The organism is Mesorhizobium sp. M7A.F.Ce.TU.012.03.2.1, from assembly GCF_004006095.1.
Taxonomy (GTDB): Bacteria; Pseudomonadota; Alphaproteobacteria; order Rhizobiales; family Rhizobiaceae; genus Mesorhizobium.
Map to the genome: position 1 here is coordinate 2,157,132 of NZ_CP034779.1, position 13,147 is coordinate 2,170,278.

Here is a 13,147-nt window from a genome sequence, read left to right on the forward strand (position 1 = left end):
CCAGGTCGAGAGGATGAACCGGACTATCAAGGATGCAACCGTCAGGCGTTTCTATTACGAGAGCCACGACCAACTCCGCCAGCACCTTGCCGACTTSATCTCGGCCTACAACTTCGGTCGCAGGCTCAAGACCCTCAAAGGCCTTACGCCCTACGAGTTCATCTGCAAGGCGTGGGCGTCACAACCGGAACGCTTCAAACTCGATCCYCTCCAGCAAATGCCGGGACTAAACATCTAAGTGTTCGGGAACATCCCTACCTGGAGACCGTGCTCTGCGGCGATGCGCGCCTGCCGAAGCTGTGTGGCGGCATGTCATGCGATCACTATTCCACCGGTCCAGGGACGCCAGTGCCGGAGCTGATGCCATTCTGACAGAGTTCTTTCTTGGCTTTCTGGCCATAGGCGTTCAGTCCGAGATTCGAGCTGGGCGACATGATCTCAAGTTCCCGCCTGTATCTCTCTATCGCCCGTGGTTAGTCTTCGCCCCGGTATCTGCCTTGCCGTCACAGCTCTTACCGTCAACCTGCTCGGGGAAAATCGCCGGCCATCTGAAAACGCGATGGCACCACCTCGGACTTTATATTGGCGAAATTAATACGAAGTGGCGCATAGTTGGACACGAACAAATCGAGCGAAACGAAGTGCAGATCAAAGATGTCCTGCTCGCGCCTGGCAACGGCGCATTTTTCTACGACGATCAGGAGGCCATTAGGTCCGGCGCAACCCAGGACGGCTTTATCTATGTCGGCGCACCGACAACGCCTGGGTTCAAGTCGATTCGCGTTCCAGCATCTTCGCTCAGCGTCGGGCTTGTCCTTACCGACGACGTCGTCGTTTGGGGCGATATGATGAACGTCCAGTACTCTGGTGCGGGTGGACGCGATCCTCTGTTCGACACTAAGCAAATCTCATCATTAACGTCACGCGTTGTCGCTCCGCGGCTTGTTGATGTCGATGCCTCTCATTTTCGTGATTCTTGCACAAAGGTTTTTGAACCAGTCGAACATCAGCGGTTACCTGTGGCTGTTGAGTATGGCGTGAGCCAAGCTCTTCTTCGCGCAGCCGCCCATCTTCAGCGCAAGACGATGGCGGAGATCATATGCGCGGAGTTTGGTCTGGAGCTGCCGACATGCCGGGTACCGATTTATTGCCAGAGCGGTGACGCTCGTGAAATTAACGTCGACAAGATGATTCTGAAGGGTGTGGATGTGCTTCCCCACGGCCTGATCAACTCTCGGCAGAAATTCGGCGTAGACGGTCAGACCTTCATGGAGTTCGTGAAGTGGGTCGCGAAGCGTACGCGCGAGATCGGCCGTCCCGGGTATAATCCCGTGCTGCATTTCGATGTCTATGGCTGGATCGGTCAAGAAATCGGCCTGGAACCGCAACGGGTCGCCGATTTTATCTGCAGGGTTGTCGATACCGTTCCGGGTTTTACGATCAACATCGAGTCCCCGGCGGACTTTGGTTCGACGCAAGCTCAAATTGAGAACTACGCCGAGATCGTATCCATTTTGGACAGCCGAGGTTCCAGTGCTCGAATTGTCGTCGATGAGAGGTGCAACACGCTTGAGGATATTCGGCTCTTTGCCGAAGCGAGAGCCGCGCATCTCATTCAAATCAAGACGCCCGATGTTGGCTCATTGGCTGACACGGCACATGCCGTGCTCCTGTGCAAGGAGAACAAGGTAGGCGCGTACGTTGGAGGAAGCTGTACCGAGACAGATCTCTCTGCCCAAGCTTCTGTCCACATATCGGTGGCGACCCAGGCAGACATGATGCTTGCGAAGCCTGGAATGGGTGTCGACGAGGCATTCTCAATAGTTGGGAACGAACAAAATCGGTTGCTGGCTATGCTGAACCGTCGTCGAATTCAAAACGAAAACGTTGGATGAAAACACGGTGTCGCATGCAGAAGTCTCTTGAGGGGATCACCGTCGTTGCCGTGGAGCAGGCGGTTGCTGCGCCTTACGCTTCGTCTCGCCTTGCTGATGCCGGCGCCCGGGTGATCAAGATCGAGAGGCCCGAAGGGGATTTTGCCAGAAATTACGACAAGTTGGTGCGGGGTCAGAGCGCTTACTTCGTCTGGCTCAACCGGGGTAAGGAGTCGGTCTGTCTGGACTTGAGATCTGAGGCGGACCGCGCCGTTCTGGACACGCTCATTGCCGGTGCCGACGTTTTGATCCAAAATCTAAAGCCGGGCAGTATCGAAAAATTGGGTTTCGGGTCTGCGGATCTGCGTCGACGTTTTCCGCGGCTGATCACCTGCGATATCTCTGGTTTCGGGGAGCAGGGGCCGTATTCCCACTTGAAGGCTTATGATCTCATCGTCCAGGCCGAAACTGGTCTGTGTGCGATCACCGGCAACCAACAAGGACCCGCGCGTGTTGGGGTCTCGGTTTGCGACATTTCGGCCGGCATGACAGCACATAGCGCCATTCTTCAGGCGCTGTATCACCGCGAGGTCACCGGTGAAGGCACCAGCATCCAAGTGTCACTGTTCGATGCCGTCGCCGACTGGATGAATGTTCCTGTTTTGCAAAACGACTACAGCGGCTACCATACGTTACGCGCCGGCGTGAAACACCCATCGCTTGCGCCGTATGGCGCCTACCGTTGTGCCGATGGCAAAGAGGTCATCTTTTCAGTTCAGAACGACCGCGAATGGGTGAATTTTTGCGAGAAGTTTCTTAAGCAGCCTGGGCTTACACGCGCATCTGGTTTTGCTGATAATATGGAGCGTCTCAGTCACCGTGCGCAGCTTGATGAGATCATTGACCGCCGGTTTTCCGAACTATCCTGCCACCAAGCGATGCAGGAGCTTGAGGCGGCCGGCCTTGCATATGGCCGACTGAACGAAGTGGTGGATGTATCAAGGCATCCTCATATTCGCAGGGTCGAGGTTGGAACACCCGAAGGAACCGTCAATACGATAGCGCCGGCGGCAATTTTCGATTCGCAGCACCCCTCGCTGCGACCAGTTCCGGCTCTTGGCGCTCATACCGAGGCTGTCCGCGAGGAGGTTCTGGGGCTTTTGCGCGAAAGAGCCGCGTCAGCGTGAGCGCGCGCCTGAGTAAGGTGAGTGCGCTCGCGGTTTGCGAAAAGTCTGTGTACCTCGGATCATCTCAACGCGTCGGCCATCCAGCAAGCCCACTGCCGTCATGCTCGCTACGATTGATTGCAGAGGCGACTCCGTGATCAAGGACACTTTTCCAGCCGTTGAAAGCGCGATGTCTGTACCTCGCTGGAGATCCCTGCTCTTCGTACCCACTCACGTACCGCGCTTTGTGGAGACGGCCCATGAGCGGGGTGCGGATGGCGTCATACTGGACCTCGAGGATTCCGTTCCCCTGGATCAGAAAGGAGAGGCACGGCGGCAGCTTCCTGAATGCGTGGCAAAGGTGGGCCGGAAAGGGGCATCTGTTTTGGTCCGCGTTAATCATGGTTTGCGCGCTTTGGCGGCGGATCTTGATGCAGCAGTGATAGCGGGTGTTGACGCGCTTGTTCTTCCGAAGACGGATTCGGCAGAGTGGGTATTACAGATCGCGAATGCAGTTTCAGAACTTGAACGGGAAAGAAGTCTTGCGCCGGGACGCATCCGGTTCCTCGCTCAAATCGAGACTCCGGGCGCCTTGCAAAGGCTTGCCGCCATTGCGTCGGCGCATCCAAGGATGGTCGCAATGGCGCTTGGTCCTGAAGACTTCAGTGCCGCTGTCGGCGGTGCCCCGGAATTTGATCTGCTCCTGGCCCCGAACCTTGCCGTGCTGTTCGCTGCCCGCGCGGCCGGATTGCTCCCTTTGGGCTTTATTGGAAGCGTTGGCGAGTTCTCAGACACCCATAGACTTCGTGAAACCGCGGCGCATGCGCGGCGGCTTGGCTTTGCCGGAGCTTTGGCGATCCACCCGGCACAAGTGGCCATCTTCAATGAGGCCTTCTCGCCGAGCGCACAGGAGATCGAGTGGGCCCGTCGTGTTCTCGCGGCGGAAAAAGATGCGGCAGGGCAGGGCCGAGGCGCTTTCGCCTTGGATGGAAAGATGATCGATCCACCGGTGATCCGAAGGGCCCAAGAAATTACCGCCTGGGGTCCGGAACCGACTTGGGTGTTTGAGCCTTCTGCGGCTGGTTTAGAGCAGACTTAGTGCGCCCTGGCACAATTATTGCTGTCGCGCCATCGCATTTCGAGATAGATTACATAAATTGGAGTTCGCCCTCGGAAGAGTACCCGTGGAAATTAGGCAGTTAAGATACTTCGTTGGCGTGGTCGAAGCAGGCAGTTTCACCAAGGCCGCTGGCTTTCTGAATGTCGCCCAGAGTGCGCTGAGTCTGCATGTGCGCCAATTGGAGGAAGGCTTCGGCACTCAGCTGCTGATACGCGACAGGACCGGCGTGAGCGTGACGGCGTCAGGAGCCAAACTGCTCGAGCGGGCGCGGGCAATTCTCAAAGAAATTCGACTTACCGAGGTGGAATTGACCAACACAGCCGCTTCCCCTGCCGGGGAGGTGACTATTGGCATTCCGTCTGGAGCTGCTCGCGTCCTGAGCGGTCCGCTGCTTGAGGCGGTGAGACACGAACTGCCCAAGGTGTCCCTCAAGATGGTCGAGGGTATGACGGGACCGCTAGAGGAATGGATGGCGGCTGGACGCTTCAATCTGGCGGTTCTGTACCGCACAGCAGACAGTGTGGGGCGAATGACGGTGCTAGCGCGCGAAGACCTTTGTCTGGTAGTTCCGTCCGGCGAGCCACCGTTTGAAGATGCGATATCTCTGGCCGACCTGCATGCATTCCCCCTGGCGGTTCCCATGCGCAACAACAATGTCAGGCGTTCGGTGGCTGATGTCGTTGCACAACACGGTTGCGCGCTGGACGTCAGGTTTGAAGTGGACTCCCTCTCAACGATCATCAACATGGTCGTAGAGGGAAAAGCGCATTCTATTCTCGCCCCGTCTGCGGTTCAGAAAGAAGCCTCCCAAGGGCTGGTCCGGACTGTCAAGATCGTCGATCCGGTGATTACTCGGTCCGTGGTGCTCGCTGTAAATCCCAAAGATGAGCGTTCTGCGGCCGTTTCTGCGGTCCGCAAGCTCATTCCGAAGGTCGCCAGAAAATTGATTGAAATCCGGGACTGGGCGGCGGTGGCGCCTGAGGCGACCTGACAAACTAACCTGTAAAGCTGGGCATGATCTTTTGCGGCCATTAGGACCAGCCGATCTGGATTCCAGATGGATTTCGGCAATATTCGATATTTGACCCGCCGCGACCATCGCGATGAAACTGGCTCAAGCGAGTTCAGCAGTTTCGATATCGAAACTGCGCTCGTATGCAAGAATTCAGTCAAGTGGAGCCCGCGATGTCCGACGCCAAGAGTTACGAGCTCTTCATTAATGGCAAATGGCGAGCCGGTGGTAGCCGAGCCACTTTGCCGGTGATCAACCCGGCGACGGAGAAGGTATTTGCCTCAGTGGCCTCGGCTACGGTTTCAGACTTGGATGAAGCTCTTGCTTCGGCAGAACGCAGCCGCAAGGCGTGGTCCTCACGACCCGCCAAAGAGCGTGGCGAGATACTCGTCTCTGCCGCCAGCATTCTGGCAGAGAAAGCTGGCGCCGCAGCCAGGGACCTGTCGTCCGAACAGGGAAAGACGATTGCCGAAGCAACAGGAGAGTACGCGCGCGCAGTCGAAACGCTGGAATGGAATGGACGGCATGCCGATGAGTTGTCGACCCCGATTCCGTTGGGTCCGAACAGGATGATCGTCCCGGAGGCCCTCGGTGTCGTCGCTGCCTTTACGCCGTGGAACTATCCAGCCGTTCTCATCGCCCGCAAGCTCGGCCCCGCGCTGGCGGCAGGCTGCCCGGTGATCCTCAAAGGGGCCGAAGAGACGCCAAGCGTGGCTGTCCATATCGTGGAATCTTTGCGTCAAGCAGGGATACCGGAAGGCGTGGTCAACCTGGTGTTCGGTGTTCCTGTGCATATATCACGGCATCTGCTCAGTTCGCCAATTGTCAAAGTCTTGACGTTCACGGGGTCGACCGCTGTTGGGAAACAGCTGGCCACACTGGCCGCGAATAATCTGCAGCGCTGCATCCTTGAGCTCGGTGGACATTCCCCGGTTATTGTGTGCGAAGATGCCGACCTGGCAACGGCGATACCGGCTATTTCGGAATACAAATTCGAGTGCGCGGGCCAGAGTTGTAATGCGCCCAGCAGGATTCTTGTCGCCCGATCCCGCTATGAGGAATTCCTGTTCCGGATGACGGAGGCGGTCCGAAAAATCAGGATCGGTCCACCGGATGACCCTGCAACGCAGATGGGTCCCATGGCAAACGCGCGGCGAATCGAGGCCATGCAACGCCTGACCAAAGATGCGGTAGAGGGCGGCGCCCAAATCGAGACCGGTGGCATCCCCCTTGACCGACCGGGGTTTTACTGGCCGCCAACCATCCTGACTGGCGTACCGAAGGAAGCGAGAGTGCTTCATGAAGAGCCGTTCGGACCAATTCTCACCGTGGCTCCTTTCGATACGATCGAAGAGGCGATCGATGAAGCCAACGCCACGGAGTACGGTCTGGCCGCCTACTTGTTTACTGGCGCGGCCGATACGCAACAGAGGCTTGTGGGCGGTCTTTCTGCGGGCGCTGTTAGTGTGAATTACCTGAAAGGGGTTTCCGCTGATGCCCCTTATGGAGGAGTCAAGCAAAGCGGCTATGGATATGAAGGCGGCGAGCAGGGGGTGCGAAGCTTCCAGATTCTGAAAATGGTCAATGGCCTCGGTTCATTTGGATAAAATCCGGTGGGAAACAGAACACGGACCATGGCCGGTAGCGACATCACAAGGAGCGTCGCCGACGCCCTTCAGTACATCTCGTACTATCATCCTCCAGATTATATCCGGTCTCTTTCTCACGCATACACGCGAGAACAGAGCCCGTCGGCGAAGAATGCCATAGGTCAGATTCTGCTGAACTCCCGCATGGCGGCCTTTGGGCGGCGCCCGATTTGTCAGGACACCGGACTTGTGGTTGTCTTCGCAAAGGTCGGCATGGATGCCCGCATTAAGTCAACGGCCAGTTTCGCTGATCTTGTGAATGAGGGCGTACGCCAAGCCTATCTCGATCCGGACAATCCCCTTCGGGGATCGATCGTTGCGGATCCCCTCGCTAGACGGGTCAACACCCGCGACAACACACCGGCAGTTGTCCATGTCGACCTGGTGCAAGGTAACCAGATTGAGATCACCATCGCCGCGAAAGGCGGCGGGTCGGAGAACAAGGCACGTTTTACCACTCTCAATCCCAGCGCCTCCGTTTCCGACTGGGTGGTGAATACCGTTTCGACCCTTGGCAGCGGGTGGTGTCCACCTGGACTGATCTCTGTCGGCATCGGTGGTAGCGCTGAAAAGGCGATGCTGCTGGCCAAGGAGGCCATGAACGAGCCCATAGATATGGCGGAACTGATCGCAAGGGGGGCGTCAAGCGCAGAAGAGGGGCTGCGGATTGAGCTTTATGAGCGGATCAACGCGCTTGGTATCGGCGCCCAAGGCCTTGGTGGTCTGACGACAGTCGTTGACGTCAAGGTTGCGACCTATCCTACTCATGCAGCGTCCAAGCCTGTGGCGCTCATCCCGCAATGCGCCGCCAACCGGCACCTGAAGTTTACTTTGGACGGCTCTGGACCCATCAGCCTCCAGCCGCCCGATTTGCGCGAATGGCCCGACATCGGAGCCGACGAATTGAACCCAGCCGGCGTCCGGCGGGTCAATTTAGATACGCTTACGAAGGAAGAGACGGCATCGTGGCGCTGCGGTGAAACGCTCCTGCTGTCTGGAAAGTTGCTGACGGGCCGTGACGCTGCCCACAAACGAATGGTCGAACTGATCGATGCCGGCAAGCCGCTTCCAGTCGATCTGCGGGGACGCGTGATCTACTACGTCGGTCCCGTCCGGGCAGTGAGGAATGAAGTCGTTGGACCCGCCGGTCCAACAACCTCCAGCCGCTTGGACGATTTTACGGACAAGGTGCTCGCCGAAACCGGCCTTTTCGCGATGGTGGGCAAAGCGGAGAGGGGACCGGCGGCCATCGCGTCGATTGTAAGACACAGAACGCCATACCTTGCTGCAGTGGGTGGCGCTGCGTACCTGATTTCAAAGTCGATTAAGGCGGCGCGGATTGTCGCCTTTGAAGACCTGGGCATGGAAGCCATCTATGAATTCGATGTGCAGGACATGCCCGTCGTCATGGCTGTCGATGTTGAGGGAAACTCCATTCACAATTCCGGGCCTCTTGAGTGGCGTAAGCGTATGGCGGCCGACAGCATCGCACGCAACATCGGTGTTTGAGTCTTTCCGGTTGGGCGATTTCGGCCAGACCCGAGCGCCAAATTATCGGGCAAGCCATAAGACGAGCGGCATTTGCGGTGCCCTGCGCCTCGGCGAGCCGGCCAAGCAAGGCCTTCAATTCACCCTAATAGTTGAATGTGCGAGTGAATACTGCATTGAGTATGCCGTCCATGCGATCGAGGGTCGAATGCAGTCGCGCGTCTATCAAGTACGGCAGCGAGATTCAAGAAAATCGGTTATCTATTTATCATGGTCTCCGCCGCGGCCGGCTATCCTCTCCAGCTGCATCATTGCCCCGTTAGGCGTCGGGGCGATAGCCAAACTACTTCTGCAGCTTTTCTCAGCTGATCGCTCTCCCTCAGCTGATTTTCGTACCCCATTCTGGCACATCTCGGGCCTGGAACGGATGCCTTCCACTGCTACATTCGCTCGTTTCAATTGATGATAGAATTGATCGGCACACAACGCGATGTCATCGCTGAGAGCATAGGTTATGAAGTCGAAACCCGATCCCGTGCAACTCGACAGTTGGGACGTCCGGATTCTCTCCGAAATTCAGGCAGACGGTCGGATTTCAAAAAGTGAGCTTGCAAAACGAGTTCATCTTTCGGCATCGGCCTGTTCGGAGCGGCTCCGAGCACTCAAGGCCGCAGGGATTATTGAGGGATTCTATGCGCGACTGAGTCCTGCCCTCATTGGCGGCATGATCTTTGTGATGGTAGAGGTCGTGCTGGATCGTCATCGTCTTGAGGACCAACGACACTTCGAAACTGCAATCCAAGAGATTCCGGAAATCCTGGACTGCTGGGCAATTGGGGGGCGCGTCGATTATCTGATGCGGGTCGCATCTCGTTCGATGGCCGCCTATCAGGATTTCATGGAGGGACTGCTGCAGGCAGGCTTGGGGATTGATCAATACTATAGCCTTGTCGTCACGAAACCAGTGAAGTCCAATTCACCGATACCTTTGTCCGCCCTGAGGCAACGGTGAAACCGAAAGTTTAAGTTTCAACGGCGTTTGGCACGGATCCCGTAGATTCGTCGGCAAAAGGCGCCCATTCCGACGAAACTCAAGGGACATTTGCGGTATACTAATTGCTGGAAAAAGGTGGCCGAGCGCTATCCGCCAGTTGATGGCGAGGAAGGACGATGCGCTTGAGCAATCTGGAACCGATCATTCCAGGAGACGGATCGAAGCAGCCATCGGACGCACTTGGCCAGCACGGTTACGGCGAGAAGCCAAACCGGATCGTGCCTGGTTGAGGAGGCGTCTATCTAAGATGCGAAGTGCCGAAAAATGCCTCTACCGCTACTTCAAGGGGGGGACTTTCGCCCTGGATTGGCGATCAGTGGCGATTGAGCTTAGTCGCGGTCAGCGCATCCGTGTAGGGGGCGAATCTACAGCGAGGGTTTGGCAAGCCGACGGGTAGCGGGAGTGCAAGCTGGCCCGCTCGGCCTTGGCGACCAACCCGGCCCTCGACGCCTGCGGACATTCGGAGATCGCTCCATCGCGTTTTTACGTCCTAAGTTCGTTGCTGATCGAGATTAGGAGATCGTCTGTCCTGTTTGACATTGCTGGTCTCCGCAGCCTTCTAAGCGAAGAGCATGGCTGTGCCGGGGTCGCGTAGGTGGGTGACAAGGCCGGTCACTCCTGCCACCCGACGTGGTCTTTGAGAAGGTGGAGGTTGCGCTACCGGCTGGAGAGCATGGTGCCAGTTTTCACAAGACAAGGGTCGCTTAATCGAATGGGCGTCAAGTTCATAGATTGCGAACAGATCATGGGGGGATTTGAATAGTGCTACTGACCGAGGCAGAGCTGAAAAGAGTTGCGAATGCCAGTCGAGGGCATAGAGCCGCATCGATCGTTCTAAAGGAAGAGACGGCCGTAGCTACAGCCAGATCGTCATTCGACGTTTTTCTGTCACATTCTTTCAAGGACGCAGAGATCGTTCTCGGTGTGAAGCGAATTTTCGAGGAGCTTGGGTTCACTGCTTACGTAGATTGGGTCGAAGATTCACAACTGGACCGCACAAAAGTCTCCTCGGCCACCGCCGAGTTGCTGCGGACCCGTATGAGGCAGTCAAAGACCCTAATCTATGTGCATTCAAACAATTCTCCAGGATCCAGATGGATGCCTTGGGAGCTTGGCTTTTTCGATGGGTTTCGGACCGCGGTAGCGGTTCTGCCCGTGGCAAAAAATTCTTCGGAAACATTCTCCGGGCAAGAATTTTTGGGCCTATACCCTTACATTGATGGGACAGGACCTGCATTCCTGTTTATGAACCGAGGCACCGCGCCTCGCTCAAGAATAGGCTCTGTAAGCTCGACTGCTAACCTCACGTTTGCCAAATCCTGGCTTAAAGAATTTACCGCCATAAAATAGACTGGTGTGCTTCAAAAATGAAATATCCTGGACTCTATAATAGCGCCGACGTGGCATCCAACGAGCAGCAGGCGACGTTTCTGCGCCTGATCCGGGCAGAGTACGTTCTTCTTTTTTTAGCGTCGGTGCTCTCTTTGGACTTGTCGCCATCAAAAGCCTATTTCGGTGTCTATGCTGCGGTATTTCTTTGCTCAATGGGAGTCCTCATTTTCCGGTCGGTCACAAAGCCCGAGCAGGTCTGGTATCAGGCTCGAGCTCTGGCAGAGTCGGTGAAGACATTGACTTGGCGCTTCGCGATGCGAGCACAGCCGTTCGATGACGCGCGCGCCGCTGACGCCAGAGCTGATTTTCGAAAGCTCATGGAAGGTATCCTTGATAGCAATCGTCACCTTGGTAGCGCGTTGAGCGGCACCGATTCAGCATCCCCCCAAACAACCGACCAGATGATGTCGATAAGGGACTCCCCGCTAAAAGAAAGAAAAGACCTATATCTGCAGAGACGAATCTGCGACCAACGGAAGTGGTACGAGAAGAAGGCGCGCTCGAACAAGAGGTCCGCGAAAGTCTGGATGGGCCTTGGTATTTTTGCATACGCTCTGGGATTCTCGTTCATCGTAGTACGCATCGCTGACCCCGCGATGCCTGGCTGGCCGACCGAGCCGCTAATTGTCATCGCCGCCTCGCTTATCGGGTGGACCCAGATCAAGAAATTTAACGAATTGGCATCGGCTTACACGTTGACAGCTCACGAGATCGGCTTGACTGCCGACCTTATTACGGACGCCAACTCGGATGAGGCATTCTCCGCCGCGGTGAACGAAGCCGAACTGGCTTTCTCACGGGAGCACACCCAGTGGGTTGCTCGTCAAAACAACTAAGAGACAACAATGGCATACAGCGATCCGACCTATGTAATATTTGACGGCGATGAAGACGCTTGGGCATACCGCTTTATGAAAGGGTGGAACGCCAGCGAGAATGTGAGTTTTGAATTCGCGAACGCTCACGATCTGGACAATATGACGAGCCGAGCACAGGACGAAGATTATGTTAAACGCAATCTTCGCAACAGAATGAATGGATCGAGCCAGGTACTTGTCCTGATCGGTGAGAAGACGAAAAACCTTTTTCGCTTCGTGCGCTGGGAAATGGAATTGGCTCTTGATCTAGGTCTGCCGATAATCGCAGCAAACCTTAACGGCTCGCGGCAACAAGATGTGAGCTGTCCGCCTATCATCAGGGACAAATGTGTTGTGCACGTGCCGTTCAAGATGAAGGCCATCAAGCACGCGCTAGCCAATTGGCCGAGCGAATTTCATCGGCTTTCAAACGCTCAGCGTGGCGATGGCGCCAGGAGCTATGGCGAAAGCACCTATCGCGATCTCGGCTTATAATCGCCCACCTAAAAGCACTTAGCCGCCAAACATCCTCGCCATCCGCTGGCGGCGACTAGCCTTAGCAACGTCCGCCAGCCTGTTCCGAGCTTGCCGAGCGATGATAAGAAGACGTCCGATTTGCTGAGTTTGGCTGAAAGCTGCAGGTCATGTGCAACCTATTAGAGGAGCCCCGCTCGAAGCGTCGGATCGTCAGGCAAGATCACGTCGCGCGAGGGCGCTGGTTTCGCGAGGAAAAGGAGCGGCTGTTCGACGTTTGAGGCTTGATCCAGCGTTTCGAGACTGCACGAGCGGCCAGCATTGATGGAGGCAGCTTTTCAGGCCGCGCAATTCTGTCGGCTGCCCCCTCCTGCGAGCCGCAGCTCGGCTCGCCCTGCGCAGCAACCACGAATTTGCGATCGCAAGAAAGGCAACACGCTGACCGATAGAACTTGGCGGCGCTGGTCGGCTGCGAATCAAGATGTCGATGGCAAGGAGCTCTCGCCGCGCGTCTTTGCCGGGCCGAACCTTCTGGCTATGCTCCTTCGAGAAGTCTGCCGAGCACCAGCCGCCGCACCGCCAAAGCGATCAATATGCGCGAGGGCACGACCTCAGCCTCTCAGCGCTGGCCAACCAGGTTGGAGCCTGTGCCGCGGCACGGAACCCGCTGCCTGCTGATCGAGGCGAATGTGCTTTGCCCCTGATCACCTGCATTACCACCCTTGGAAGGGCAAGACCGATCCGGACCGTCAGAATGTAAGGGATGACCGGCAGTTCGGCGGAACATGGCCGCCGGCGCTCTATCGTGCCTCGCGCGGCCGGCGGGAACAGCGTCCCGAGCGCTATTCATCCGTCAATATCGCCCGCTAATCGGGCACTATGCTGGGCGCATGCGCGTCGTAAGCTGTTCGTGTTTGCAGGACGCGCCCCCGACCCTCGGCTAAGGCGAAGGTGACGCCTTAGTTTTCACGGCAATTCGGGCCGATCCCGCGAATTCCACGGCGAATAACCTGCATTCCCGAGAAACTCAAGGGACGTTTCCGGTATGCTATTTGCTAAAC

Annotated in this window: 10 protein-coding genes and 1 pseudogene; all 11 read left to right on the forward strand. The window is 56.6% G+C overall.

What is annotated here, in order from left to right; all coding sequences use genetic code 11:
- Positions 1-238 (forward strand): integrase core domain-containing protein (locus EJ079_RS10390; RefSeq protein ID WP_164873758.1); only part of this gene is annotated, 238 nt, incomplete at its 5' end.
- A gap of 403 nt (positions 239-641) precedes the next feature.
- Complete coding sequence (locus EJ079_RS10395) at positions 642-1,895, forward strand: methylaspartate ammonia-lyase (protein WP_127811318.1); 1,254 nt, start codon at positions 642-644, stop codon at positions 1,893-1,895.
- A gap of 14 nt (positions 1,896-1,909) precedes the next feature.
- Positions 1,910-3,061 carry a CaiB/BaiF CoA-transferase family protein gene (locus tag EJ079_RS10400; RefSeq protein WP_164873759.1) on the forward strand — a complete coding sequence of 384 codons (1,152 nt, stop codon included), beginning with the start codon at positions 1,910-1,912 and terminating at the stop codon, positions 3,059-3,061.
- Between the two features lie 133 nt (positions 3,062-3,194).
- Positions 3,195-4,139 (forward strand): CoA ester lyase, encoded by a 945-nt coding sequence (locus EJ079_RS10405; protein ID WP_245481855.1) that lies wholly within the window; start codon positions 3,195-3,197, stop codon positions 4,137-4,139.
- A gap of 85 nt (positions 4,140-4,224) precedes the next feature.
- The gene (locus EJ079_RS10410; protein WP_127808946.1) at positions 4,225-5,151 is read left to right on the forward strand and encodes a LysR family transcriptional regulator; all 927 of its coding nucleotides are present in this window, start codon (positions 4,225-4,227) and stop codon (positions 5,149-5,151) included.
- A gap of 194 nt (positions 5,152-5,345) precedes the next feature.
- Positions 5,346-6,779 carry an NAD-dependent succinate-semialdehyde dehydrogenase gene (locus EJ079_RS10415; RefSeq protein WP_127808947.1) on the forward strand — a complete coding sequence of 478 codons (1,434 nt, stop codon included), beginning with the start codon at positions 5,346-5,348 and terminating at the stop codon, positions 6,777-6,779.
- Between the two features lie 27 nt (positions 6,780-6,806).
- The gene (locus EJ079_RS10420; RefSeq protein WP_127808948.1) at positions 6,807-8,330 is read left to right on the forward strand and encodes a fumarate hydratase; all 1,524 of its coding nucleotides are present in this window, start codon (positions 6,807-6,809) and stop codon (positions 8,328-8,330) included.
- A gap of 493 nt (positions 8,331-8,823) precedes the next feature.
- Entirely contained in the window at positions 8,824-9,321 is a 498-nt protein-coding gene (locus EJ079_RS10425; RefSeq protein WP_126038228.1) for an Lrp/AsnC family transcriptional regulator, read from the forward strand.
- A 1,409-nt stretch (positions 9,322-10,730) separates the two neighbouring features.
- Complete coding sequence (locus EJ079_RS10435; protein ID WP_063169305.1) at positions 10,731-11,591, forward strand: DUF4231 domain-containing protein; 861 nt, start codon at positions 10,731-10,733, stop codon at positions 11,589-11,591.
- Positions 11,592-11,600: 9 nt separating this feature from the next.
- A complete protein-coding gene (locus EJ079_RS10440) occupies positions 11,601-12,107 on the forward strand; it encodes a TIR domain-containing protein (RefSeq protein ID WP_063169304.1) in 507 nt (168 codons plus the stop codon).
- A 477-nt stretch (positions 12,108-12,584) separates the two neighbouring features.
- Positions 12,585-13,005 (forward strand): annotated as a pseudogene (locus EJ079_RS33820) (transposase); the annotation flags it as partial.
- Positions 13,006-13,147 lie beyond the last annotated feature (142 nt).

Bases quoted from the DNA above. Each gene is read 5' to 3' on its own strand.
- EJ079_RS10425 (WP_126038228.1), top strand. From the start codon at position 8,824: ATGAAGTCGAAACCCGATCCCGTGCAACTCGACAGTTGGGACGTCCGG.
- EJ079_RS10415 (WP_127808947.1), top strand. From the start codon at position 5,346: ATGTCCGACGCCAAGAGTTACGAGCTCTTCATTAATGGCAAATGGCGA.
- EJ079_RS10440 (WP_063169304.1), top strand. From the start codon at position 11,601: ATGGCATACAGCGATCCGACCTATGTAATATTTGACGGCGATGAAGAC.
- EJ079_RS10435 (WP_063169305.1), top strand. From the start codon at position 10,731: ATGAAATATCCTGGACTCTATAATAGCGCCGACGTGGCATCCAACGAG.
- EJ079_RS10400 (WP_164873759.1), top strand. From the start codon at position 1,910: ATGCAGAAGTCTCTTGAGGGGATCACCGTCGTTGCCGTGGAGCAGGCG.
- EJ079_RS10420 (WP_127808948.1), top strand. From the start codon at position 6,807: ATGGCCGGTAGCGACATCACAAGGAGCGTCGCCGACGCCCTTCAGTAC.